Genomic DNA, 23656 nt, shown 5'->3' with positions numbered 1-23656 from the left:
AATTTAGCTCATAAGTGTATGACGATTTATCATTTGCCTATTTGGTGCAATTTGCCATCATTTCGCACTTCTTTAGTGCAAAGTGAGCGAGATGAAAACGTATCTTGGCAAAATGCGTGGCGAGCGCATCCAGCGTAATTTAGTAGGATGGGAAGACGCAGTGTGGTCATGGGTTGGCGCATTTGTCGGCATGGCCGTGATTTGCTGGTTAAGTTCCGCCTGGCTTTCCCAGCAACTGCTGATTGTGGGCTCGTTTGGGGCAACGTCAGTACTCATCTATGCCGCCCCTGAAAGCCCCTTTGCCCAGCCAAGCCACGTGCTGTTTGGCAGCGTGCTGTCGGCCTGCATAGGCGTAGGCTGCTATCAGCTGCTTGGGGCGACGCCGATTTCCATGGCGCTTTCGGTATCTCTTTCAATTCTGGTAATGCAGCTAACTCATACCGTGCACCCGCCAGGTGCGGCGGCGGCTCTAATTGCCGTAGGCGGCGGCGCTAGCGTACATCAGCTGGGCTGGTGGTATCCGTTGTTGCCTATCGGCATGGGCTGCGTGGTAATGCTGGTGATCGCCATTCTGGTCAATAACCTGGCTCGCCATCGCCGCTACCCGCGCTACTGGTAACCCTTCAACGGTTAAGCCATTAATGCCTAGAGGCTATTTAACTGCTGCTCTAGTGCGAAGATATGCGCATCCTCAACCTTCAAGTGACGCAGCGCCTGGGCCAGATTGACCAGGTAGTCGCGGTTGGGGCCGCTAGGGCCGGAGGCGCGGGCAATCTGGCTGGCCATGGCTTCAAGCGTGTCGGGCCCTAAAAATGCAGGGTTATCTTCGGTGGCCAGATACACCAATCCTGTTGTTTGCTCCTGAAACCCGTCAGTAAAGTGTAGCGGCGTCACTTCACGCAAATAGCCATTTTTTTCGCGATGATCCAGCGGGGCCAAGGTTTCTGGCGTAATGCGGTAAGCCATACCATGGCAAATCGCACCCGGAACAGGGGTTAATGTGACCACGCGCCCTGGGGCTTCCAAGGTGCCGCGGTGGTCATGGGAACCCTGCCAGAAGCGTCGCTCCCAACCGTTAATATAAGCGCTGCGCCTTTCCAGATACGCAAAATCCGCTTTCCAGATAAGCGACCCGTAGCCAAATAGCCAGATGTCGGCGTTTTCATCGAAGTGGTTGCGCTGCTGGTTAATGGCCGTGGTATCGATCAACATGGGTAATCTGAATGTGGCTTAAAACGCCATGGTACCATGCCCTAGCACCTTCTTCTGGAGCGATCATGCGCGCTATTTTTCTCGTCGATAATGGCTCACTACGTCCGGCGGCAACGCTAAATTTACGCCGCGTGGCAGCCGCCCTCAGCCAGCAAATAGGTGAAACGGTACAGGCCGCCTCGCTGCTCCACTCCAATAAGATCCCCGCTGATCAACTCGATGGTACGCCCGCGCTTACCCTTGGCCCTGCGGCTGAGCGCAGCGCTGAGCAAGGAGCCACCGAGATCATCGTGGTGCCGTTCTTTTTTGGTCCAAGCAAAGCTTTGACCGGCTATCTACCCGAGCGCATGGCGACACTGCAGGCAACGTTCCCAAACGTTAGCGTGCGCGTCGCCCAGCCGCTGGTAGACGAGCGCGGTGGCAACGATCTGCGTTTGGCTCACCTGTTGGCTGACAACGTGCGTGAGCACCTTAACGGCAAGCCGACTCGCGTTGCTCTTGTCGACCACGGCAGCCCGATTGCTGAAGTGACCGCTGTTCGTAACCGGCTGGCCGGGCAGTTGAGTGCCCTTTTGGCAGACGACGCCTTGTGTGTAGCGGCAGCGTCAATGGAGCGGCGCGAAGGTGAGGAGTACCGCTTCAATGAGCCTCTTTTGGAAAATCTGCTGAACTCCAATGAGTTTCAGGCCGGGCCGGTGATTCTGGCCATGTTGTTTTTGTCACCTGGCCGCCACGCGGGTGAGGGCGGCGATATCGATGAGATCTGTCGCGCGGCACAAAAGCGTCATTCAGCGCTTAGCGTGGTGACCACAAAGCTTGTGGGCGAGCATCCAGACGTTGTGGATATTCTCTATTCCCGGTTGCGCCAAGCAATTGATGGCGAACGTTTTCTGCTCGAGCTGCCTGCGCTGCCCCGTACTCCACATTAGTCGATAGGTGTAACCACGCCCAAGAGCGCGTAGAATCGCGAGCCTTTGTACGCGCAATTCGCCAACCAGGGTCCACATCTTGATCGCTACCGCCAATATCACCATGCAGTTTGGGGCCAAGCCCCTGTTTGAAAACGTTTCCGTCAAATTCAATAACGGCAATCGCTACGGTCTGATTGGCGCCAACGGTTGCGGTAAATCGACCTTTATGAAGATCCTGGGCGGTGAACTTGAGCCCTCTTCGGGTCAGGTCATGCTGGATCGCAGCACGCGGTTGGGTAAGCTGCGTCAGGATCAGTTCGCCTATGAAAACGAGCGGGTCATCGATACCGTGATCATGGGTAATACTGAGCTTTGGAAGGTTGCCGCCGAGCGCGAACGTATCTACAGCCTGCCGGAAATGAGCGAAGAAGACGGAATGGCCGTGGCCGACCTTGAAGTACGCTTTGCCGAGCTTGACGGCTACACCGCCGAAGCCCGCGCGGGCGAACTGCTTCTGGGTCTGGGGATTCCCATTGAGCAGCACACCGGCCCAATGAGTGAAGTGGCTCCCGGCTGGAAGCTGCGCGTGCTGTTAGCCCAGGCGCTGTTTTCAGACCCTGATGTGCTACTGCTCGACGAGCCTACCAACCACCTGGATATCAACACCATCCGCTGGCTGGAAGATATTCTGACGGCGCGTAACAGCACCATGATTATCATCTCGCACGACCGTCACTTCTTAAACAGCGTATGTACGCATATGGCGGATCTGGATTACGGTGAGATTACCCTGTTCCCAGGTAACTATGATGACTACATGACGGCGGCAACCGCCGCGCGTGAGCGTCAGCACTCGGATAACGCCAAGAAAAAAGCCCAGATTGCCGAGCTTCAGCAGTTTGTCAGCCGCTTCTCGGCGAACGCCTCAAAAGCCAAGCAGGCAACCTCACGGGCGCGCCAGATCGATAAAATCAAGCTCGAAGACATCAAGCCTTCCAGCCGGGTAAGCCCGTTTATCCGCTTTGATCAGAACAAGAAGATTCACCGTAATGCGGTCAACGTTGACGCGATTACCAAAGGCTACGATGACGGTGCGCCGCTGTTCGACCGGTTCTCAATGACCGTCGAAGCCGGTGAGCGTATCGCAATCATCGGCCCCAACGGTATCGGCAAGACAACCTTGCTGAAAACCCTGGCAGGTGAGCTGCACCCCGATAAAGGCGAAGTGAAGTGGACCGATGCGGCCGACGTTGGCGTATTTGCTCAGGACCACGCCGATGACTTTGCCGTTGATATGACGCTCTTCGAGTGGATGGGGCAGTGGACTCAGGGCGGCGAGCAGGTGGTACGCGGTGCGCTGGGGCGCATGCTGTTCTCAAGCGACGATATCGGAAAATCTATCAAGGTTATTTCCGGTGGTGAGCAGGGGCGGATGCTGTTTGGCAAGCTAACCCTGACCAACCCTAACGTGCTGCTGATGGATGAACCGACCAATCACCTGGATATGGAGTCTATTGAGGCGCTTAACCTGGCGCTGGAAAACTACCCAGGCACGTTGCTGTTCGTAAGCCACGACCGTGAGTTCGTCTCAAGCCTCGCCACGCGCATTATCGATATGCAGCCAGAAGGCATTGTCGATTTCAGCGGCAGCTATGACGACTACTTGCGTAGCCAAGGCGTTGTGTAAGGCTAGCCAATAATCTGCTGGTAAGTCTCTTCGGTAGCGCTTTGATGCTGGGTATCCAACACATCGGCGTTAAACAGCGCTGCCGCTTCTTTCGCAATCGCCACATAGGCAATCATCTGTTGATTGCGGCGTTTGCGTAAAGGTGGCTTAACGATCAGGCTGATGCCTTTGATAGCATCGTCAGCGCTTTCGTCTCTGAATAGATCCGGCAGCTCGCCAGGTAAGAAGGCGTTGGCAATGGTAATGGGATTGGCGGGTTGTTGCCCGGCGACCAGAAATATCTTCTTTAACGGGTCGTAGTCGGCATTGATCTGTTTAAGCCACTGGGTAAGCGTCTGCTCGGTGGCTTGCCCGGGTTCCGCAAAAATAATAAATAAAGAGTGCTGAGAAACCTTGGCGGCAGGTTTGGCATGGACAGGGGCGGGCGCGGGCGCTGGTTCGGGCACGTCGCTCACGGCCACTTTCTCTTGCGACTGTTTTTTCAAGGCGGCTTGCGCCTTTTTGCGCTGCCGAATGGGGCGAACGATAAACACGAAAAGAGCCAACGCCACGCAGCCCAATAGCATGGAACCCAGTGCCAGTAGTGTTGCCAGCGATGTATTTTCCAAAACTTGCCTCTCCTTGTTTTTCGATCATCGATACCACCGTCTCCATGGACTATTTCATGGTCACTATTCCATAACGACTATGGCTGCTTGAGCCGCAACATGGTGGTAGCAAAGCAAACGCGTCTTGGGCGTCATCCCCGCTCTGCTTTGTACAGCCTCTTAGACTACCAGCCTTTCCCGACGTTGAAGCATAAAAAAAGCACTACCTAAGTAGTGCTTGGGATAGTTCTTTTCAATCAGTTAGCGTTTAAAGCCTACGCCATGGTTAGCCAATACGGTCATAACCGTTATCCATGAACGGATAGTCGGTATAGCCTTTCTCGTCACCACCGTAAAACGTGTCGTGATTGGGTTGGTTAAGCGTAGCCCCTACACGAAAGCGCTCGGCCAAGTCAGGATTGGCAATATAGGGTCGCCCGAATGCCACCACATCGGTAGTTTTATCGTTAATACGCGCTTCGGCGTGTTCGGCATCGTAGTTACCGCAGTAGATCAGACTGCCGGTAAAGCGCTCGCGCATCTGCTCACGAAAACCGTCAGGGAACTGGATGTCGCCACCCGCCCAGTTAGGTTCGTTCAAGTGCAGGTAGGCAAGACCGCGCTTGGAAAGCTGCTCTGCCATATAGAAGGCCATCTCTTTCGGCTCATCATCGGTCAGGCCGAACAGTTCGATGAACGGCGTCATACGAATGCCTACACGATCTGCACCGTACACCTCAATGACCGCATCAATAACTTCTAGCGGGAAGCGGGCGCGGTTTTCGACCGAGCCACCGTATTGATCGGTACGCTGATTGGTGCCCGTCGCCAGAAACTGGTTGAGCAGGTAAGCGTTGGCCGCGTGTACTTCCACCATGTCAAAGCCCGCGCGCTTGGCGCGTTCGGCGGCCTTGCGGTAGTCGTCCACAATGCCGGGAATTTCGTCGGTCTCCAGTGCGCGGGGCGTGCTGGTGGGGTGCTGCCCAGCGGTACCGTCTTCAAACTCAACAAAGCACTGGGCGCCTTCGCCTTTCAATGCGCTAGGTGCCACTGGCTGCTCGCCGTTGGGTTGAACCATTTCATGCGAAACGCGCCCAACGTGCCACAGCTGTAGCGCAATGCGCCCGCCCTTGGCGTGCACGGCATTCACTACCCGCTGCCAGCCAGCTTCCTGTTCGTCGGTCCAGATACCCGGTGTGTAAACATAGCCGCGGGCGGTCGGGGAAATATTGGTCGCTTCGCTGATAATCAGCCCTGAGTCAGCGCGCTGGCCGTAATAGGCTTCCTGCAGCTTGCTCGGCACGCTGTCCGGTGTGCGGGCACGCGTCAGCGGCGCCATGACAATGCGGTTAGGGATAGACAGGCTGCCCAGTTCCAGTGGTTGAAAAAGCGCTTCAAATGCCATTCAGCCAACTCCTTTTGCGTGATTGGATAACAATACAGGCAAGAATAGACCAGTTTACTATTAAGTGCCACCCACCGTTTTATGCTCCGATACATAAGGCCGCACGCATAAAAACAAAACCCCATCTTAAAATAAGATGGGGTTTGGATAATGTATGGAACAAGGGCTTAGTTAGCTACGCTGCCAAAACCAGCGGCGTTTAGGAGGCACCGCCATCATTTGAAGCGCGGTATTGAGCGGCAGCATGATGGCCGCTAGCTGGCGGTAGCACAAGGCGCTACTCAGCACGCCCGGGCACTGCTTTAACAACAGCTCGCATTGCTGTGAGGCGACAAATATCTGCTCGACCGTGGGCGCAGCAAACAGCGGTTTGGCCTGTTGGCTGCAGCGTATCAGCTCGCGCGATAACATCGAAAGCATTCCCGCATCCAGCCAGCAGGGAAGCGGGTCATCCAGACGGCCTGCGATCGAGTGTTGAATCGCTTCAAACGAGGTTCGCAAAAACACGATGGTTTGGCGAAGCTGTCGCTGTTCACTGGTCATGTCGCTTACCTGCGTATTATTACTGGCTAAATGATTTCATAAAGAGATTGTTTCTCATTTTCATCTATCGAAACGATAGCGCCAGACAATTGTCCTGTCAATCAAAGGTGCGAGCTTTGCGTATTGCCCAGCCCCTTTAAGGTTTAACGGCTAAGCAGGTAAATCCCTTGGGCAAAATAGAACGCGCCAATACCGGTCACAATCCAGCGGGTCCAGGTGCGGAAGTTGGCATCGGTCAGGCGATGCAGGATACGCGTGCCCGTTTGGGTACCCAGAATGGCAAACGGCGCTGCCAGCAGTATCATGCCCCATTCCGCAGTGCTAAGCGAAAGTGCGGCACCCAGGTAAAAGAGGATTTTAATACTATGGGCAACCACCTGGATCATCGCCTTGGTGGCAACGACTTGGCGGCGATCCATATGCGAGCGGACGAAGAAGATATCAATCAGCGGACCCGAAACCCCGGCGGCAATGGTTAATCCTCCAGACGCTATCCCGCAGCACAGCGCGTGACTTTTGCGATTAGCATCCAGGTGAAACCAGCGCTTGGGCATCCACACCAGAATCGGCATCAGGCCGATCAGAATCGAAACGGTGGCTGCATTGGGGCTGTAGTTGAACAGCAGCAGTAGGCCCGCCGCGCTCAGCACGCCCAGTGTCATAAACGCGACAATACGCCAGACAATAAACCGCCGCGATAGCCATGCGCGCGAGCCATTAGCGGTAAGCTGGATCACGCCATGCACCGCCATGGCAGTACCCGCAGGAAAAATAAGCAGCAGGAACCACAGCAGCACCAGGCCGCCCGCCATGCCGAAGATGCCTGACAGCATCGACGTCAAAAAAACGACCAGGACAAACGCTGAACCGATGAGTAGTGACATATTAAGACTTCTTAATTACGACAATTAGCTATGGCAATTAACTTCGGCAGAATGGCCAGACCTGATAAAAACGGCGGCATTGAAACTCGGCTTCGCAGGCGTTTAGCTGGGCCTGATAGCGGCTTGTGCGGGTGGCAATCTGCTGCCCGGCACGCAATACATGCGGCTTATTACGGTAAGTGCCGCGCCGATAACCACCAGCCCCTTCGTGATAGGCGTAGTAGAGGTGTTCGGGGTTGGTCAGCGAAATGCCCGCCTGCTGCTGGGAGCGGCGGTTATACCAGCCGATAAAATCGGTGGCGTGCTTCATGCTGGTACGCCGGGCAAACAGGCTGCCGGCCTGGTCGCGGTACTCTCCCCATACCGGGTCCTGGGCCTGGGCATAGCCCTTGGCTGAAGACGGGCGAGGGCCGGGAATAAAGCCAAGGTAGTATTTGCGGTCGGGGCGCACATGGCTTTTAAAAGAAGATTCCTGCTGAATGAACGCCATCTGAGTAGCAATTGAGGTGCCCCATTTTTCCTGAGAATCCCGCGAGTAGTCGTACCAGGTGGGCTGTTCGCGGAATATTTCGCAGATATTGCTCTGATCCTGCGGTGGGTTGGGCGCAAACGTCGCGCAGCCTGAAAGCAGTAGAACAAGGCCTATCAAGCCCCAGGTGCGGAATGTTATGCACCAAGATAAAGTCGCAGCGGGAAAACTATCAACAGGGCGAAGCATGATGAGTTCCTTGTGGATAATATTGTCGTCACTGACTCTTTTATGATTGTTGGTATCAGCTTTTTTTATAAACGCCTAGCTATAAGCGGCTAGCGTAACAGGTTTTCCAGACAGCGGCGCAGTCGCTGAGCCTCGCGGGCCAGCGTCTCACCTGAAAGCATACCCACCCCCATGACCAAACCAACACGTGGATCATTCGCGGCGCACACCGGGCTTAAAGGGCGCACGATCAAATGCTCCTTAAGCAGTGCCTGGGCAAGCTTTACGTCATCAATAGGCGGTTCAAATTCCACACATAGACTGATGGCGCTACTGGGCGGTGAAATACGCTTCAACCGAGGCAAGGTACGCAGCTGGTCATGCATTACCTGCTGGCGACCCAGGTAGTCACGCTGAATACGCCGGCACCAGGCATCAAGATCACCATCAAAGATAAACTGGGAAAGCACCGCCTGGTCCAGCATGCGCCCTTCACGAAACAGCTCGCTACGCAGCCGATTCATAGGTTCGGATAGCTGGCGTGGCACCACCAAATAGCCTAGCCGTAGTCCGGGGAACATCATTTTGGAAAAAGAGCCCACCAGAAAGTGACGCTCGGACTGTGGATCAAACAGCAGATTGGTATGGTCGTCGCGACTGAACTCGTAATCATCTTCAATGATGTACGCAGGCGCTAACGCATCACACAAACGTTGCTTATCGTGAGCGCTGGTAGGCACGCTGAGCGGGTAGTGATGGGAACCTGTGAAATAAGTAAGCTGCACAGGAGCAGATGCCGCGGGCAGGCTATGGCCCTGGCCGGGCTGCCACGGCAACATTGCAATATTTAACCCTGCAGCGGTAAATACGTTGCGCGCTCCCCAGTAGCAGGGCGACTCCATTACCACGGTATCTCCCACATCCGCCAAAGCCATGGCGCACAGCTCAATGCCGTTGTGCGTACCATCGGTAATAATAATCTGATCAATATCGCAGCGAATATTGCGCCAGCGCTCCAGAAAATCGCGTATCGCACGCTTTAACGGCCCGTAGCCGCCGGTCGAGTAGGAGAGCAACAAGGCGTTTTGTGGCACGGTGACGCTAGCATAAAGCTGGCGCCATTTGCGCATGGGAAACTGGGCGATATCGGGAATGCCTGGCACAAAGGCGCCACTTTGAACCAGGCTGGCGCCGGGCCAACGAAGCACCCGCGAAGCACGAGCCGATAGCCGAGCCTTGGTTTGAACAGGAGTATTGTAAACCGCTGGTTTACAACTCCAAGTTCCTCTGCCATGAGATGTTGTTAGCAATTCTTCCTTTACAAGCGTGGCAACGGCCAGAGACAGCGTATGCCGAGCAACATCCAAGTTTATTGCCAACCGCCGATGTGACGGCAGGCGGGTTTGATGAGGCCACTCCTGAGTGACTGCCTGCCTTAAGGCCTGCTCTATTCGTGCCTGTTTACTCAAGTTTTCTGGCTGCTGCGTATAACGCTTTAAAAGTTGCTGTAAGGCTAATTGGTCATCCATTGTCACTCTCTGGTCTCAGGTATATATCCTTTGATCACCAGTAAATCAGAAAAGTGGTCTGGTTGAACGGGAAAGTGGTGCATTCGCCATAGGGCAGTTCCCTGTTAGCGTGTTGAAATACGTTGATAGGAGCATTGTATGAGCTTTATTGAAAAGTGGTTGCACGAAGCCGTCCCCGCCCTGGTAGGCGGCGAGTGGCGCAAGGGCACAGAGACCTTTGCCGTGGACAATCCCGCCACCGGCGAGACCATCGCCCGCGTTGCTGAATTAAACGCAGAGGATACCCGTGATGCGGTCGCCGCCGCTTATGAAGCAGGTAGCGCCTGGCGCGCTACCCCGGTAAAACAGCGCTCGGCCCTGCTGCGCCGCTGGTTTGAATTGATCACTGAACATGCCGATGACTTAGCGCGGCTGATGACCTTGGAGCAGGGCAAGCCGCTTTCGGAAGCCAAGGGCGAGGTCACTTACGGCGCCTCGTTTATCGAGTTTTTCGCTGAAGAAGCCAAGCGTATGGCGGGTGAAACCCTGCCCAGCCACGGCGCCGACAAGCGCCTGTTAGTACTACGCGAGCCGGTCGGCGTTGTTGCCGCGATAACGCCCTGGAACTTCCCGCTGGCGATGATTACCCGCAAGTGCGCCCCGGCGCTCGCCGCCGGCTGCACCGTGGTGATTAAGCCCGCTGAAGCGACGCCCTTAACCGCACTGGCCGCGGCTTATCTTGCCCTGGAAGCGGGCCTGCCTGCAGGCACCATCAACGTGGTGACCGCCTCCAAACCAGCGGAAGTCGGCGAAGTGCTCACCACCGACCCGCGGGTGCGCAAGGTATCGTTCACCGGCTCCACACCAGTGGGTAAGCGCCTACTCGCCCAATGCGCCAGCACCGTGAAGAAGACCGCCATGGAGCTGGGCGGCAACGCGCCGTTTATCGTGTTTGACGACGCCGACGTGGACGCTGCCGTGGACGGTGCCATCGCCTCCAAATTCCGCAACGCCGGGCAAACCTGCGTGTGCACCAACCGCTTTCTGGTCCAGGACGGCATTTACGATGCGTTCATCAGTAAGCTCACCGAGCGGGTGAAAGCCCTCAAAGTGGGCGATGGTCTGGCAGACGGCAGCGTGATTGGTCCGCTGATCAATCAGGCAGCGGTCGACAAGGTGCAGCGCCATGTGGACGACGCCATGCACAATGGCGCCCGCCTTATGTGCGGCGGCGAGCCTCATGCAGCCGGTGAGCGCTTCTTTACACCCACGGTGCTCGCCGATGTGACGACCGCCATGGCCGTGGCCGATGAAGAAACGTTTGGCCCCGTCGCGCCCGTGTTCCGGTTTACGCGCGATGAAGAGGCCATCCAGATGGCCAACGATACGCCGTTTGGCTTAGCAGCCTACTTTTACGCCACCGACTACCGCCGTATCTGGCGCACCATGGAAGCGCTTGAGTACGGCATGGTCGGCGTCAATGAAGGCTTGATCTCGACCGAGCTGGCGCCGTTTGGCGGCGTGAAGGAGTCTGGCCTTGGCCGTGAAGGCTCCCACCACGGTCTCGATGAATTTACTGAATTGAAATACGTCTGCGTCGGCGGCTTATAAGGGGAATGAGCATGACCAATCACGAACTGAACGAACTCAAAAACCGCTATGTGGCCAACGGCGCAGCGACCCTGAACACGGCCTTTGCCGAGCGTGCTGAAAACGCCGAGCTTTGGGATGCCGACGGTAACCGCTGGATCGACTTCGCGGGCGGCATCGGCGTTTTGAATCTGGGCCATCGCCACCCGAAAATCGTGGCCGCCGTTGAAGCGCAGCTGCACAAGGTCATGCACACCAGCGCCGCGGTGATCTCTTACGCGCCATATGTGCAGCTGTGTCAGAAGCTGTGTGAACTGACCCCGGTGCGCGGCCCCGAGCGTAAAGCCATGCTGGTCAACACCGGTGCCGAAGCGCTGGAAAACGCCGTGAAAATCGCCCGCGCCGCCACTGGCCGCACCGGCATCATCACCTTTGACGGCGCCTTCCACGGCCGCACCATGATGACACTCGCCATGACCGGCAAGGTGTTGCCCTACAAGAATGATTTCGGCCCGATGCCGGGCGATGTGTTCCGTGCCCCGTTCCCGAACCCACTGCACGGTATCAGCGAAGAAGCGTCACTCGATGCCATTCGCACGCTGTTCAAGACCGATATCGCCCCGCACCGCACAGCGGCCATCGTGATCGAGCCGGTACAAGGCGAAGGCGGTTTCTATATTGCTTCACCCGAATACCTACAGGCGCTGCGCGCGCTGTGCGACGAGCACGGCATTCTGTTGATTGCCGATGAAGTGCAGTCCGGCTTTGCGCGCACCGGCAAGCTGTTTGCGCTGGAACATAGCGGTATCGAGGCGGATATTTTGACCACCGCCAAGAGCCTGGCCAACGGCATGCCGCTGTCTGCGGTCGTGGGTAGTGCCAAAGTGATGGACGCCTCCGGCCCCAACTCGCTCGGCGGCACCTACAGCGGTAACCCGCTCTCTTGTGCTGCGGCGCTGGCGGTCATTGACGTGATCGAGGAAGAAAACATCCTTGAGCGCAGCGCGCAGATGGGTCGTCTGTTGGCGGAACGTTTTGGCGTCTGGGAAGAGCGCTTCCCCGCCGTGGCACACGGCCGCCAACTGGGCGCCATGGCCGCGTTCGAGCTTTTGGATAGTAACGGCAAGCCCGACACCGCGATGACCCAGCAAATTTGCGCGAAAGCGCGTGAGAAAGGGTTGATCCTGCTTTCCTGTGGCTTCTACGGCAACAGCATCCGTATTCTGGTGCCGCTGACCGTATCTTCCGAGGTGCTGGAAGAAGGCTTGAGCATTATTGAGCAGTCGCTGGAAGCGCTTAGCTAATACGCCGCGTTAGGCATCTTCAGACCCGCCTTCGTCAAACAGCGAAAGCTGCTGGCGACTGGCGGGTTTTTTCGGTTTGGAGTGGCGTTTTGGGGGGCGGCGCTGGCTGGCCAATTTATCCACAATGGCCTGGCTGGCTTCTTTAGCCTCGGGCGTTCGCCTGAGCTCGTAAAGCATCTTTTTCCAGTGGCGAGCTTCGGCTTCAAAATCGTAGGGCAGGGGATAGTGCTCGCCGGGCTGAAAGCCGAAGCGCTTTTGCAGGCTTTGGGGTAGCGCCCAAGGCGTGGCGCGCCACTCGATGGGCAGAACGGTCAGCTCCGGCACCCAGCGAGCGACAAATTCACCGCTCGGGTCGTTGTCCTCTGCCTGTTTGATGGGGTTGTAGACCCGCAGCGCGTTGGTGCCTGTGGCACCTGCCTGCATCTGCACTTGAGGATAGTGAATGCCGTGCTCGAAATCGGTGAACAGGCGCGCCAGATACAGGGCGGGCTCATGCCAGTGCAGCCCGAGGCCAAAGGTGGCGTGGGAAATCAGCATGGCGCGCATGCGAAAGTTGATCCAGCCGGTGTGAATCAGGCAGCGCATGCAGGCATCCACCAGCGGAACGCCGGTCTGGCCCTGTTTCCAGGCGATCAAGTTGGGGTGCGCGGGGTCGCGTTCGCGCAGGCCGCGTAGCGCCGGGTGCAACGTGCGCGACTCTATGCCGGGCTCGCTTTCAAGCTTCTGAATGAAGTGGCAGTGCCAGTGAAGCCGCGAGGCAAAAGCACGCAGCGAGCGACTCCAGGCAGAGTCCACACCATGCTTTTTACGCTGGCGGCGCAGCGACTGCACCACTTCGCGCATGGATAGCGTGCCCCAGGCCAGATGCGGCGAAAGCCGCGAGCCGAATTCCTCGGCCAGTAAAGGCTTAGAGATAGAGCCCCGATAACGCCGCCCACGCTGGGTAATAAAGCTGTACCACAGCGCCCGACCGGCATATCGGCCGCCGGGCTGGCGCTCAGGGCAGGGCGTAGTGTCAAATCCGAGCGTCAGGTCATGAAGCTCGCTGACTTCAATATGATGAAAGGCTTCCCAACCCTGGGCTACTCGGGCATTCGGCGGCGCCGGGCAGGTCGGCGCGGTCATCAGCGCCTCCCACTGGGCTTCCCAGGCGTCGCGGTCAGCCACACGGGATTTCAATCCGCGCACCACGCCATGCTGGCGCGCTTCATGCCAAGGAATATTGTGCTCTCTACACCACGCCTTGACCTTGAGATCACGGGCAAAGCTCCAGGCGTTGCCGGTTTCTTCATGGGAGTGCAGGGCGAAATCGCCATAGTGCGTTTTGAGAGCGGCCAACAAATCACATATATCGCCTTGCCACAGGCATAGCGGCAATCCTCGGATTTTAAGCGCTTGGGTCAGATCCAAAAGCGAATCGGCGGCAAACTGCCAGTGGCGCAGCGCGCTGTCCGGCGCCTGCCACTGCCCGGGTTCGATGGCAAAGACAGGAAGCACCGGCCCTGCCGCGGCGGCGTTTGAAAGCGGCGCATGATCGTGTATGCGTAAATCGCGTTTGAACCAAACCACCTGGATGCCGGTCTTTGCCATAACGCCCCCTTAGTCTACCTTGGGCTATCCGTGCCCGATTGACGACGTTACCATCAAGCACTGCAACGCCACCATCTCAAAAGGAGTAAGCGCATGTATATCGCCATGAACCGTTTCCGGATTGCCCCAGGCCGCGAAGAGGACTTTTTAGACGTGTGGCGCAACCGTGATTCGCATCTGGATGAAGTGCCGGGCTTCAAGGAGTTCAAGATGCTCCAGGGTGCCAGCCAGGAAGACCACACCGTGTTTATTTCCCATAGCGTGTGGGATTCAGAAGACGCCTTCCGTGCCTGGACTCAGTCGGAGGCGTTTCGTAAAGCTCATGCAGGTGCAAAATCGCCGGAAGGTATCTACCTTGGCCCGCCGAAGTTTGAAGGGTATGAAGTGGTGCTTTGAGCCTTGAGCTCCAATCGCGCATTCGATGCTGCCGCTTATGAGCGGCAGTGTTGTATTGGGCTTGCCCGAAATGTGGATGAGCGAAGGCCTACGACCTATGGCTGGCGGCTGTCATCGAATTTACGCGTGACCTAAGGTAAGTTTGTGAATAAAGTATGATTGAATCGAGTAAAACAAGCGGGCACGCGAAGAGTGGATAGGCTGCCTGAAGATTTGAAAATATGATATTTATCAAAAATTTATTGTTTTCTTCGCTGATGGCATAACCCCAATAAACGCGCCAGCACGTTCATTGAGGTTATGCAGACGGGTATATAATCACTGTTAAATGCGGGGAGAGATATGACATCCAAGGAAGAAGCTCAAAATTTCATCGATGAATTAACAGCGAAAGTCGGGGAGCCTGAGGAATTTACTTTTCTTATCCCCGGTTGGGAACCAGTTGATTCAAAGCAGGGCCTTTGGTGGATAACGAGCCAGCTTTGGGAGGGCTTTTATGTTGCCTACCAGATCGACTCAAAAAAGAAGCTGGTATACCTGAAATCTTGGGAATTTGGTGAAGACGAACCCGAGTGGCCGATCTCTGTCTGAGGCATTTAACCAGTGCAGGCACAGCGACGCCCATTACATTGCGCCTTCGGCTCCATTCCATGGGCGCGCATGCTGCAAGCGTTAAAGGCCTATGAGAATTGAACCATTTTCCAAGCTTGATGATGTTTCCCTAAATGCAACCCGTGACGATTTGAGCCGTCTGCTTGGTGCTCCATTGGGCACCAAAGTTAATCGGATAGGCTTGGAGGAATTTGATTATAGGGATCGGATTTTTCGATTTGAGCCAAGTGGGTTTTTGAGTGAGGTGACCATAAAGGCTGAGCGAGTAGAGTTTGACCAAGTGAGTGTTCAGTTTACTGCGCTATCAGGTTTTATCTTCTCTAATGATCCTCAATCATTTGAAAAGCACGGGTTCATAGTGAGTCCAGCTTACGGAGTAGCTTTCGATCCGGAGCACCACCCTTGGGTTACAGTTCTAACCAGAGGAGGGCTGGACGGATGGACAAAGCATTAACAAGCCGCGTAAGTCGGACGCCCCTGACTGGCCGCCGCTTCGCTCCGCGTTGGGCCGCAAGTGAAAAATCATGAGTGAATTCTGGGTTGGTGTTGCCGCCAGTTTGATAGCCGCGGGATTGGTGTATGTCACCAGGCGCTTTCTATGGCCAGTGCTGTGGGAGCGTGTCTTTTACCGCGGCGTTAATCTCAGCGGCGTCTGGCAAATCGTAGAGGAACGCAACGGAGTATCTCGGGTCGTAGGGAAAATTGAGCTTAAACAAATTGGGCGTCGCCTTACTGGTTCAAGCCTTCGTTCACAAACACGCGGCGGGGAATCGTCGAATCGCAAATTCGCGTACACCGGTTCAATGCACGGGCATCAAGCAACACTTTTATTTGAAGATCAGAAGGGTGTGGGTTTCGATGTAGGCACCTACGTTTTTATAGTCCAAAACGATGGAAATACTATGATCGGCAATACGACCTTTCACGGCAAAACGGAGAACAAGATTGTTTCCGAATCTCGAACCCTCAAAAGGGTCTTGGAGTAAGTTGCGGCCCAACAAATCGTTGGAGAGGGACTTTTTTCCGTACGCTGCGCGTACTCCACAAAAGCCCCTCAACTCAGGCGTTAAGTTTCTAGAGAAGTGCTTGGGCAGAAAGGAGGTGTAATGAAAAAGATGTTTTTAACTTCTTCTTTCGTGGATGTAGCAGATTTATTTGTGAAGTTCGCCGGGGAAAAATGTGCAGGCAAAACTGTTACATTCATACCTACGGCGAGTCTTGTCGAAGATGTTAAATTTTATGTGGATGCTGGCAAAAAGGCCCTTGAAAAACGCGGGCTAATTGTTGACGAGCTTGAAATTTCAACGGCAACCAAAGAAACAATAGATAGTACGCTCCAAAAAAATGATTATATCTATGTCACTGGTGGCAATACTTTCTTTCTGCTTCAAGAGCTGAAAAGAACAGGCGCGGATAAAGTCATATATGAACAAATAAATTCAGGGAAAATATATATTGGTGAGTCTGCCGGTTCCATTGTGCTTTCACGCAATATTGAGTATGTAAAAGACATGGATGATTTCACTGCCGCGTCGAACATTGGCACGTTTTCATCATTAGGTATGATTGATTTTTATCCGGTTCCTCATCATACAAACTTTCCATTCAAAGAGTTAGTTGAGAGAATTATCTCTAGTTATGAAGGGAAAATAGATCTTTGCCCAATTAGTAACATGCAAGCGATTGTCATACATGGCAATAACTTTGAAGTCTGGGGTGCCAAAACTTAACAAGTTACTGCACCGGAAAAATAACTCGCTGGCACTCGTCATTTTCCGGTGAGTAAAGCGTTAAGCATCTAAAAGAGAATCGGAGCACATGCCTGAAGAAAGAGTAATCGAACTAAATAAGGTAAAAATTATTCTGCTCACGCTTGGAGCATTTGCTTTTGTATTGCTTGGTGTGTGGTTTCTTTTCATGGACATTCAAACCATTGAAAGTCAGAGGAAATTTAATAGCCCAACTTTGGTTTACGGCGTTGGTGTTGTTTCTATTGTGTTTTTTGGCTTGTGTGGCCTTATAGGGGTTAAGAAACTGTTTGATAATTCGCCAGGTTTAATTATTAATTCTGAAGGAGTTTTAGATAATTCTAGTGGTGTGTCAGCGGGAATGATTCCGTGGGATGATATAGTTAGTATTGGTGAATATCAAATCCAAAAGCAAAAGTTTATATCCATTCAGGTGAAAGACGCTGAAATATACGCAAATAATGGAAATGCCTTAAAAAGAATGGCAAATCGTGCAAATATAAAAATGTGCGGAACACCAGTAAATATTTCAGCAAATAGCTTGAAAATTAGCTACGATGATTTGCTTGAAATTATTGATGAGTATTATCATAGAAGCCGTGAAAATGCTTAACTAGTCAAAGCACGCGGACATGGCAAAGCTGTTACCTTTTTTTCCAAAAAAGCCGCCAACTTCACCAAGCCGGTATTTGAAGCGTTAACAATAGGGAAGGTGTTCAGATCATGGAAGATTTGATTCTTGTTTTTCATGGATTGGTTGTCGGTAGTGCCCTTTATCTTGGGTTTTACCTTTTGTTCTTCATGCTTGGGATGCTTATAGACGATAGATCCGGGGTTATGGATAGTTCCCTGATGGATAAATGCATGGACAAGATGCCGTTCTTTTTATACATAATTGCAATGTTCGCATTCCCATTCATTATGTTTATCTTGTCATTTACTCCAATGATGCTGGCTCTTACGTTTGGGCCAGCTTATGTCTTTGAAGTGAGTTCGGTTTTTCAATGCAACGGGATTGTTTTAGGTTCAAGAACTGGAGCCACCGAAATCAATGCGTGTACAAAGGGACCCGTTTGGATAGGCGTGATTTTAAGCTTCTGCCTTTTAGCCTACTTCCGAATTTTCAGGAATTCTAGCAGTGACTAAGAGTGACAAAGGTAAACCTATCTTTTGTCTTGTTAACAAAGCCAGGCATGCGACGCTACTGCATGGCACCTTCGGCTTCATTTCGTAGACGCGCATGCTGGCGGCATTATACGAAACGCATTGTGAAATAGGGAACAATGGCAAATCATCAAAAAGTAAAGGGATTTTATCTTTGGGACTACCCGAAAACGTCGGTGTCTTGGCCTCTCATCACTATGATCAAGAGTCTCTCCGCTACCCAGCTGATGAACGCCCTTTCATTAGAATAATAGGCAATGGAGAAGGCCACACTTGACCCTCTGAATTTCATCTATTTCACCTCGGTAGTACTCCAAGAGACCCGCACTGATGCACTGTAGCCAGCTTAATCAACACAGCGCAAACCCTCTGCCTGGCGGCAGTGCCTCTGGCGCGCTGGCTCGGCCTGTGCGCCTTGGCACTCATGCTGCTGCTTCGCTGCAGCCTTAGTCTAGCCTCGACTCAACAGGACGTCAGCCGCATTGATCGCGTCGAGATCGACCATGTGGTAAGCGTGCGTACCGAAGCAGACGTAATCGGCGCGCTGGAAGATGCGCGCATCGAGGGCAAACAGGTGGTGATTGCCGGGGCAGGGCACAGTCAAGGCGGTCACATTCTGTACCCGAATGCGGTCATGCTCGACATGCGTGGTTATGATCGTGTACTGAATATAGATACCGAGCATAAAACCATCACAGTTCAAGCAGGGGCGACCTGGGCGCAGGTGCAGGAAGCCATCAATCCCCAGCGTCTTGCCGTCGCGGTCATGCAGTCGTCCAATATTTTTTCGGTCGGTGGCTCGATCAGCGCCAACATCCACGGCCGCCATACGCAGCAAGGGCCAATTATCTCCACTGTGCGTAGTATGCGCATCGCACTCGCCAACGGGCAGATCGTGACCGCCAGCCGGGATATTCATCCTGAGCTGTTCAGCGCCGCGATCGGTGGCTTCGGCACCCTTGGTGTCATCCTGGATGCGACCTTGCAACTGGTAGATGACCAGATGCTAATAAAAACCGTCACGCCGGTCGATTTTGAAGGCTATGCAGCGCATCTGCGCACCAATGCCAGCGCCCTCTCGCTGCACTATGGCCGTTGCTCCATCGCACCAGGGGAGCGCTTCTTAGAGGAATGCTTTGCCATCGACTACCGGCCTGCGGGCGCGCAAAACCTGCCTCAGCCTTTGCAGCAAGAGGCCCATGTGGCTCGCGATAGGCTGCTCTTCAATTGGTCCAGAGGCAGTAATATTGGCAAAACCCTGCGCTGGGAGCTGCAAAAGGGGCTATTGGATAAGCCCGGCAGCACCGCATTGATATCACGCAACAACGCCATGCGACCACCAATCCGCTTTCTCGATTACAGCAGTGAGACCGACACTGACATTCTGCAGGAGTACTTCGTTCCTCTCGACGAATTTCCGGCATTCATGCGTGCGCTGAAAAATGTTGTGCAAGAAAATGAGGTGAATCTACTGAGTGTGACCCTGCGCTACGTCCACGCCAATACTGAGAATCTATTGCCTTACGCCACGCAAAACCAGGTAGCAGTGGTGCTTTACATCAACATGGACCTGAACGAGAGCGCTTTAACCCACGCTGAGCAGTGGACTCGTATGTTGGTAGACCGCGCGCTCGAGCACAGCGGGACCTACTATCTTGTCTATCAACGATTTCCTACCATCCCGCAGTTTCAACGCGCCTATCCGAGCGCACAGGCACTAATAGACTGCAAACTCAATTACGACCCGGGAGGGGTGTTTAATAATCTGTTCTATCAGCATTATCTGGGACGGCTCACCAACGATTAGTCAGTGAACGCAGCCAATAGGTGCGCTGCCTTCAATATGCGCCCAGCAGCGCCATCTCATTCTGCGCAAAAGCTCGTCGCAATGCTGGGTTGCAACGTGCGGCATTCTTCATAAGAAAATAAGCCTAACAAGCTTCTTGAGGCAAAGGGGGTGAAATCTGTGATTCCACTCAGGCGCAACTCAAAAAAGGGAAATGCCAGCTTGGGCAGAGGGCTATATTTAAGACTGCCCAAGTGTGAAGGCTATGCGGAGGTACTTTAAACAAACTGGCGCTTAGCGATGAAGTAAGCATGGAGATGCAGGGCTGCTAATAGGGGACTATAGAATCAAGTCAAGTATAATTAACAATGCCATGATCCCAACACACCCCATCATCCACAGCATGGGCGAGCCGCTTTCATCCTTGATTGGCTGGTTGGTGTTTTCGTGCAGCTTTTTCTCTTCCATACGTGAGATGAATTCTTCGATAACCATCTTATTGCTGATTCGCTCCCCGTGATACCAGTGATCAGGAAAGTCGATAAGTGACTCGGGGATCAAAAGCTTGTCGATTCTGCGCTTTAATTCCACGTATCCGGTCGACCTGTCGATCAGGTCGCTACGATGAGGTATCTGGCGGGGGGCATCTGTTTCCGGCAAAGCTTTTGACGCCAACGGCATGCAGATATAGTTGTCCTTATCCGCCCCCAGCAGCATGACCGGGACTTGGTGTTCGCCAAATGAAAAGCGTGCAAGGCAAGGGAAACGGTTATCTGTGTAGTCCGGCTGAAATTGTCCGCGACCATTGATTATGGAGTATGGAAGGAGTCCGTGGAGGTCTAAAAAGAACCCAGAGAACAAGAAATTAAGGTCACGACCATGTTGAAAGAGCATCCAGGCAATATGCTTGACGATGCGTTGACGTAGTTGATGGTTGGCGCATTGAGTACCGACGGTATTGGGTAGCGCGGCATTTGCCTTGCAAAGCGCAGTGTCGACCAGCTCTGATGCAAAAATGATATTGCCCCCCCTTGGCGAGATAAAACTGACTTGAAGTTCCCAGGAGTTAGCCCTGTCTTGTGCGGAACTTCGCGCTGAAGGATGGGTGACGTTCAGCTTGATATTGATCGCTTTGGGTACAATCTCTTTATCTACCCTTGACAGTAATCGGCTGAAGCTCTTGATTTTTTCCTCAGCCAGCAGTGAATTATGGTAAATAGCGGCTGGGACGGCTGAAGCCTTTGGGGTGTCCCGCTTGATGGGTAGGGGCGATAACTGCATTCGTTGAAACGATTTTTGCGCCATAGTGGGGAGTTGGCTAAGCCCCTTGGCATTATCCGGCAGTGGCGGAAAGCGAGGGTTGGTCCAGTCGAGTCGATCATCAAAGATGAGTAGAGCTTGCTCCTGCTTGCTGGGCCATGGAAGCGTTACCGAGAGGTGGCTAGGCATCCATAGCTGAACAGCCCCTTTGGGCAGGAGGGTTGTGCAATCATCATTTTCAAAAGGGAAAGCGGTGACAGAATGAAGTGATTCTTCCTTTTCATTATCGTCGTAAAGAGCAAGCTCGGCCAATACGCACATAGCATGACTGCCTAAGTTCAAACGATGATCTTCACCGAATATATTGATGCCTAGTTTGTGAAAATTGGCAGTGCAAAATAGCGCTCCAAGCGTCAGCGGCTTGATCACTATTTCTTTAAGATGGGTATATGGCTCGGTGGAGCTTAATATTTGTTCAGCTCCCGCCATATAAGAGGCATTGACGTGACATAAAAGGCGTCCGTGAAATAATAGTGCTACCTCCTCACCTGACGTATAACGAGTAAACGGCACATAAACTTCGTGATCCGCCCAACCTATTATCTTGGCTATTGCATTACTTTCTACATCTTTTCTGAATTGATCAAAAGGAAGTGGGTTGGTGAGTGTTTCTAACATTACCTTTCATCCTTGATGCAGAATACAAGCATTATCTGTTTGGTCTGTATTACAAGTTCATCATCGCTATCACGCCTATCACCACCGCTACACAGCCCGCGATGAGCCATTTGGCCGAGCTACTGGTGGCGCCATCTGCTTGTTCAAGTTCGCTTAAAAACGTGTTTACACGCATGCTCGAAACAAATTTGGATTTGAGGTTTTGATTGCTGAGGCGAATGCCTTCGTACCAGGCTTCTGGAAAGTCGATGAGCGAGGTGGGGAGCACCAATCTTTCCCCAATATTGGAAAGCATCATGGTCTGTCTCGTCATATCGATAAAACTGCTGCGCCCAGGAATAGAGGTAGGGGCGTGCTTCTCTGGTATGTCTACATCCTTTAGTGGCTGACATACGTAGTTGCCGCCTTGCTGCCCCAGCAGCATGACCGGCACAGGATATTCGCCGCACTGAAAGCGGGCCAGACAGGGAAAACGGCGGTCGGTATAGTCCGGCTGGTAGGCCTTGTCACTGTTGATCACTTGATCGGGGAATAGTCCGTCTAGGCATTCGCCGAACCTTGCCACGTCGAAGCTACGACCCCGTTGTAAAAATACCCAGGCGAGGTGATTGACGATACGCTCGCGCAGCGCTTCGCTGGCGCTATGGGTGCCGATGGTATTGGGTAGCTCTGTATTTGCCTGGCACAATGACGCTTGAACCCAGTCCAGATCGAAGAGCGCCTTGATACCTATGGGCGTGGTAAAGCTGACCTTAACTTCCCAGCGTTCAGAGGCATCGGCTGGCTCTCCCTCCAGTTGGACCGTTTTGGCAACCTTAAGGATGATGTCATTCGCCGCTGGCACAATGTCTTGATCCACCATGGCGCGTAGCTGGCTGAAAGAGAGAAGGGGTTCTCCAATCAGGCTATTGTGGTAGAGAAGCTCTGGTTCTATAGGCTCTGCTGGCGCATCGTTCCAGCGCTGTAGCAACGGAAGCCGTGTGCGCTCGAAAAAAGCCTGAGCACTGGGTGATAACGTGCTCAATGGCATGGCGCCTTCGGGCAGGTCAGGGAAAAGAGGGTTGCTCCAGTCCAGTTGATCGTCAAATACGTAGATAGAGGCGGCCTGGCTCTCATCCGACGTGTACGTATGCTTAGGATTGGCATCGTACCAGTACTGAACGGACCCATACGGCAGCATGTGAACGTCATTGGTTGGCTTGAAAAAGAAGATCTCCGCTTCATAGAGGACTTCTTTATTTTCGGGTGTTTCCACCACGGCCTTCATGCCCAGCACGAGTGTAGTGCGGCCTGCGATATAATCACCTTCTCCATCGTCGACTATATGTAGCCCCACACCGTAAAGGTGCGCATTACGAGCCAGTTCGGCCAACGGCAGGGGCTTGATCACTGCTTCACTACCTTCTTCAAGCTTGGCGCTAGCCAATAAATTGTGCAGGGTATCCGCACTTGTTGAAGCGGCGTAGCGAGATTTTTCATCTATCTGAATTACCACCGGCTCCTCATGGCCTGCCGCATTGCGTACCAAGGCCGTATAGAGCTCGCAGTCGGCCCAACGAAGTAACTTGCGCTGATCCGACGATGACAGATCTTTCTGAAATTCGGTTAAAGAGAATTGTGTAAAAGTATCCGTAGTCATGGTTATCATCCCTGAGTTAGATAGCAGTTCAAAGCCCTATAAAACAACAGGCTTTTAAATAGTAATGAACAATAAGAAGCGGCGAGTACGCGTGCTTATTCATCGTGCTTAATCAGACGTGGGCACTGGGTTTTGATAAAATCAATGTTCAGTGTTTATCGCCCAGCGCTTCCGAGCCCTAAGAAAACATAGTTTATTGTTTCTAACTTATTTAGGCAAAATTGATGGGCTCCGCCGGTTAAGCGCTTATGGCATGGTGGGGTAGCAAACTCTAGTGTCAGGCCATGACATTGCTCAGCATGGATATAATAAGCCCTTCCGCGCCTGGACCCAGTCAGAAGCCTTCCGCAAAGCCCATGCGGGCGCCAAATCGCAGAAGGTATTTACCTGGGACCGCCGAAATTTGAAGGCTATGAGATGGTGCTTTAAGCCATAGGCAATATCGTTAGCGCAGG

23 protein-coding genes and 1 pseudogene are annotated in these 23656 nt (G+C 53.4%); 14 read left to right on the top strand and 10 right to left on the bottom strand.

Going from position 1 to position 23656, the window contains the following annotated elements; genetic code table 11:
- Nucleotides 1–91 precede the first annotated feature (91 nt).
- A complete protein-coding gene (locus tag ACT3XD_RS03635) occupies nucleotides 92–619 on the top strand; it encodes an HPP family protein (RefSeq protein ID WP_192536630.1) in 528 nt (175 codons plus the stop codon).
- Between the two features lie 26 nt (nucleotides 620–645).
- On the opposite strand, the gene ACT3XD_RS03630 is transcribed toward ACT3XD_RS03635, so the two are convergent.
- Nucleotides 646–1212, bottom strand: coding sequence for a gamma-glutamylcyclotransferase (locus ACT3XD_RS03630; RefSeq protein WP_192536629.1), 567 nt, complete (start codon nucleotides 1210–1212; stop codon nucleotides 646–648).
- Between the two features lie 65 nt (nucleotides 1213–1277).
- Between ACT3XD_RS03630 and ACT3XD_RS03625 the strand changes: the two genes are divergently transcribed.
- Together ACT3XD_RS03625 and ACT3XD_RS03620 are read left to right on the top strand one after the other, a co-directional pair.
- Nucleotides 1278–2141: a sirohydrochlorin chelatase gene (locus ACT3XD_RS03625; protein WP_192536628.1), complete on the top strand. Its 864-nt coding sequence runs from the start codon at nucleotides 1278–1280 to the stop codon at nucleotides 2139–2141.
- Nucleotides 2142–2220: 79 nt separating this feature from the next.
- A complete protein-coding gene (locus ACT3XD_RS03620; RefSeq protein ID WP_192536627.1) occupies nucleotides 2221–3810 on the top strand; it encodes an ABC-F family ATPase in 1590 nt (529 codons plus the stop codon).
- A 2-nt stretch (nucleotides 3811–3812) separates the two neighbouring features.
- Here the strand turns inward: ACT3XD_RS03620 and ACT3XD_RS03615 are convergent, their stop codons facing one another.
- The 6 genes from ACT3XD_RS03615 to ACT3XD_RS03590 form a co-directional block, all read right to left on the bottom strand.
- The gene (locus ACT3XD_RS03615; protein ID WP_192536626.1) at nucleotides 3813–4418 is read right to left on the bottom strand and encodes a cell division protein ZipA C-terminal FtsZ-binding domain-containing protein; all 606 of its coding nucleotides are present in this window, start codon (nucleotides 4416–4418) and stop codon (nucleotides 3813–3815) included.
- Nucleotides 4419–4683: 265 nt separating this feature from the next.
- On the bottom strand, nucleotides 4684–5802 hold the full coding sequence (locus tag ACT3XD_RS03610; RefSeq protein WP_192536625.1) for an alkene reductase: 1119 nt from the start codon (nucleotides 5800–5802) through the stop codon (nucleotides 4684–4686).
- A 171-nt stretch (nucleotides 5803–5973) separates the two neighbouring features.
- The gene (locus tag ACT3XD_RS03605; RefSeq protein WP_192536624.1) at nucleotides 5974–6345 is read right to left on the bottom strand and encodes a hypothetical protein; all 372 of its coding nucleotides are present in this window, start codon (nucleotides 6343–6345) and stop codon (nucleotides 5974–5976) included.
- Nucleotides 6346–6488: 143 nt separating this feature from the next.
- Nucleotides 6489–7229: a sulfite exporter TauE/SafE family protein gene (locus ACT3XD_RS03600; protein ID WP_192536623.1), complete on the bottom strand. Its 741-nt coding sequence runs from the start codon at nucleotides 7227–7229 to the stop codon at nucleotides 6489–6491.
- Between the two features lie 37 nt (nucleotides 7230–7266).
- Complete coding sequence (locus ACT3XD_RS03595; RefSeq protein ID WP_192536622.1) at nucleotides 7267–7947, bottom strand: transglycosylase SLT domain-containing protein; 681 nt, start codon at nucleotides 7945–7947, stop codon at nucleotides 7267–7269.
- A gap of 89 nt (nucleotides 7948–8036) precedes the next feature.
- Nucleotides 8037–9455, bottom strand: coding sequence for an aminotransferase-like domain-containing protein (locus ACT3XD_RS03590; protein WP_192536621.1), 1419 nt, complete (start codon nucleotides 9453–9455; stop codon nucleotides 8037–8039).
- Nucleotides 9456–9593: 138 nt separating this feature from the next.
- On the opposite strand from ACT3XD_RS03590, the gene ACT3XD_RS03585 reads away from it, so the two are divergent.
- Both ACT3XD_RS03585 and gabT read left to right on the top strand, forming a co-directional pair.
- Nucleotides 9594–11045, top strand: a complete 1452-nt coding sequence (locus tag ACT3XD_RS03585; protein ID WP_192536620.1) for an NAD-dependent succinate-semialdehyde dehydrogenase — start codon at nucleotides 9594–9596, stop codon at nucleotides 11043–11045.
- Between the two features lie 11 nt (nucleotides 11046–11056).
- Nucleotides 11057–12328, top strand: a complete 1272-nt coding sequence (gene gabT / locus ACT3XD_RS03580; RefSeq protein WP_192536619.1) for a 4-aminobutyrate--2-oxoglutarate transaminase — start codon at nucleotides 11057–11059, stop codon at nucleotides 12326–12328.
- A gap of 9 nt (nucleotides 12329–12337) precedes the next feature.
- Here gabT and ACT3XD_RS03575 read toward each other — a convergent pair whose 3' ends face one another.
- Nucleotides 12338–13918, bottom strand: a complete 1581-nt coding sequence (locus ACT3XD_RS03575) for a cryptochrome/deoxyribodipyrimidine photo-lyase family protein (RefSeq protein WP_192536618.1) — start codon at nucleotides 13916–13918, stop codon at nucleotides 12338–12340.
- A gap of 93 nt (nucleotides 13919–14011) precedes the next feature.
- On the opposite strand from ACT3XD_RS03575, the gene ACT3XD_RS03570 reads away from it, so the two are divergent.
- From ACT3XD_RS03570 to ACT3XD_RS03535, 8 genes are all read left to right on the top strand, one after another.
- Nucleotides 14012–14314 (top strand): antibiotic biosynthesis monooxygenase family protein, encoded by a 303-nt coding sequence (locus tag ACT3XD_RS03570; protein WP_192536617.1) that lies wholly within the window; start codon nucleotides 14012–14014, stop codon nucleotides 14312–14314.
- A gap of 342 nt (nucleotides 14315–14656) precedes the next feature.
- Nucleotides 14657–14905, top strand: coding sequence for a hypothetical protein (locus tag ACT3XD_RS03565; RefSeq protein ID WP_192536616.1), 249 nt, complete (start codon nucleotides 14657–14659; stop codon nucleotides 14903–14905).
- A 91-nt stretch (nucleotides 14906–14996) separates the two neighbouring features.
- Nucleotides 14997–15380: a hypothetical protein gene (locus ACT3XD_RS03560; RefSeq protein ID WP_192536615.1), complete on the top strand. Its 384-nt coding sequence runs from the start codon at nucleotides 14997–14999 to the stop codon at nucleotides 15378–15380.
- Between the two features lie 70 nt (nucleotides 15381–15450).
- Complete coding sequence (locus ACT3XD_RS03555) at nucleotides 15451–15912, top strand: hypothetical protein (protein ID WP_192536614.1); 462 nt, start codon at nucleotides 15451–15453, stop codon at nucleotides 15910–15912.
- Nucleotides 15913–16032: 120 nt separating this feature from the next.
- Nucleotides 16033–16656 (top strand): peptidase E, encoded by a 624-nt coding sequence (locus tag ACT3XD_RS03550; RefSeq protein ID WP_192536613.1) that lies wholly within the window; start codon nucleotides 16033–16035, stop codon nucleotides 16654–16656.
- An 88-nt stretch (nucleotides 16657–16744) separates the two neighbouring features.
- Nucleotides 16745–17287 carry an STM3941 family protein gene (locus ACT3XD_RS03545; protein WP_192536612.1) on the top strand — a complete coding sequence of 181 codons (543 nt, stop codon included), beginning with the start codon at nucleotides 16745–16747 and terminating at the stop codon, nucleotides 17285–17287.
- A gap of 110 nt (nucleotides 17288–17397) precedes the next feature.
- Nucleotides 17398–17820 (top strand): hypothetical protein, encoded by a 423-nt coding sequence (locus ACT3XD_RS03540; RefSeq protein ID WP_192536611.1) that lies wholly within the window; start codon nucleotides 17398–17400, stop codon nucleotides 17818–17820.
- Nucleotides 17821–18220: 400 nt separating this feature from the next.
- A complete protein-coding gene (locus tag ACT3XD_RS03535) occupies nucleotides 18221–19645 on the top strand; it encodes an FAD-binding oxidoreductase (RefSeq protein WP_192536610.1) in 1425 nt (474 codons plus the stop codon).
- A gap of 318 nt (nucleotides 19646–19963) precedes the next feature.
- On the opposite strand, the gene ACT3XD_RS03530 is transcribed toward ACT3XD_RS03535, so the two are convergent.
- Nucleotides 19964–21562 (bottom strand): hypothetical protein, encoded by a 1599-nt coding sequence (locus ACT3XD_RS03530; RefSeq protein WP_192536609.1) that lies wholly within the window; start codon nucleotides 21560–21562, stop codon nucleotides 19964–19966.
- A 49-nt stretch (nucleotides 21563–21611) separates the two neighbouring features.
- A complete protein-coding gene (locus ACT3XD_RS03525) occupies nucleotides 21612–23201 on the bottom strand; it encodes a hypothetical protein (RefSeq protein ID WP_192536608.1) in 1590 nt (529 codons plus the stop codon).
- A 316-nt stretch (nucleotides 23202–23517) separates the two neighbouring features.
- On the opposite strand from ACT3XD_RS03525, the pseudogene ACT3XD_RS03520 reads away from it, so the two are divergent.
- A pseudogene (locus ACT3XD_RS03520) lies at nucleotides 23518–23630 on the top strand (antibiotic biosynthesis monooxygenase family protein); the annotation flags it as partial.
- Nucleotides 23631–23656 lie beyond the last annotated feature (26 nt).

The organism is Halomonas sp. AOP7-B1-5, from assembly GCF_052353045.1.
In the GTDB taxonomy this organism is placed as follows: Bacteria; Pseudomonadota; Gammaproteobacteria; order Pseudomonadales; family Halomonadaceae; genus Vreelandella; species Vreelandella colorata.
This window is presented reverse-complemented; position numbering and strand designations above follow the sequence as displayed.

Excerpts from the sequence above, each read along its gene's own strand:
- ACT3XD_RS03585 (WP_192536620.1), top strand. The coding sequence starts at position 9,594 with ATGAGCTTTATTGAAAAGTGGTTGCACGAAGCCGTCCCCGCCCTGGTA.
- ACT3XD_RS03630 (WP_192536629.1), bottom strand. The coding sequence starts at position 1,212 with ATGTTGATCGATACCACGGCCATTAACCAGCAGCGCAACCACTTCGAT.
- ACT3XD_RS03575 (WP_192536618.1), bottom strand. The coding sequence starts at position 13,918 with ATGGCAAAGACCGGCATCCAGGTGGTTTGGTTCAAACGCGATTTACGC.
- ACT3XD_RS03540 (WP_192536611.1), top strand. The coding sequence starts at position 17,398 with ATGGAAGATTTGATTCTTGTTTTTCATGGATTGGTTGTCGGTAGTGCC.
- ACT3XD_RS03625 (WP_192536628.1), top strand. The coding sequence starts at position 1,278 with ATGCGCGCTATTTTTCTCGTCGATAATGGCTCACTACGTCCGGCGGCA.
- gabT (WP_192536619.1), top strand. The coding sequence starts at position 11,057 with ATGACCAATCACGAACTGAACGAACTCAAAAACCGCTATGTGGCCAAC.
- ACT3XD_RS03605 (WP_192536624.1), bottom strand. The coding sequence starts at position 6,345 with ATGACCAGTGAACAGCGACAGCTTCGCCAAACCATCGTGTTTTTGCGA.
- ACT3XD_RS03550 (WP_192536613.1), top strand. The coding sequence starts at position 16,033 with ATGAAAAAGATGTTTTTAACTTCTTCTTTCGTGGATGTAGCAGATTTA.
- ACT3XD_RS03565 (WP_192536616.1), top strand. The coding sequence starts at position 14,657 with ATGACATCCAAGGAAGAAGCTCAAAATTTCATCGATGAATTAACAGCG.
- ACT3XD_RS03635 (WP_192536630.1), top strand. The coding sequence starts at position 92 with ATGAAAACGTATCTTGGCAAAATGCGTGGCGAGCGCATCCAGCGTAAT.
- ACT3XD_RS03545 (WP_192536612.1), top strand. The coding sequence starts at position 16,745 with ATGCCTGAAGAAAGAGTAATCGAACTAAATAAGGTAAAAATTATTCTG.
- ACT3XD_RS03595 (WP_192536622.1), bottom strand. The coding sequence starts at position 7,947 with ATGCTTCGCCCTGTTGATAGTTTTCCCGCTGCGACTTTATCTTGGTGC.
- ACT3XD_RS03610 (WP_192536625.1), bottom strand. The coding sequence starts at position 5,802 with ATGGCATTTGAAGCGCTTTTTCAACCACTGGAACTGGGCAGCCTGTCT.
- ACT3XD_RS03525 (WP_192536608.1), bottom strand. The coding sequence starts at position 23,201 with ATGACTACGGATACTTTTACACAATTCTCTTTAACCGAATTTCAGAAA.
- ACT3XD_RS03555 (WP_192536614.1), top strand. The coding sequence starts at position 15,451 with ATGAGTGAATTCTGGGTTGGTGTTGCCGCCAGTTTGATAGCCGCGGGA.
- ACT3XD_RS03600 (WP_192536623.1), bottom strand. The coding sequence starts at position 7,229 with ATGTCACTACTCATCGGTTCAGCGTTTGTCCTGGTCGTTTTTTTGACG.
- ACT3XD_RS03530 (WP_192536609.1), bottom strand. The coding sequence starts at position 21,562 with ATGTTAGAAACACTCACCAACCCACTTCCTTTTGATCAATTCAGAAAA.
- ACT3XD_RS03570 (WP_192536617.1), top strand. The coding sequence starts at position 14,012 with ATGTATATCGCCATGAACCGTTTCCGGATTGCCCCAGGCCGCGAAGAG.
- ACT3XD_RS03590 (WP_192536621.1), bottom strand. The coding sequence starts at position 9,455 with ATGGATGACCAATTAGCCTTACAGCAACTTTTAAAGCGTTATACGCAG.
- ACT3XD_RS03560 (WP_192536615.1), top strand. The coding sequence starts at position 14,997 with ATGAGAATTGAACCATTTTCCAAGCTTGATGATGTTTCCCTAAATGCA.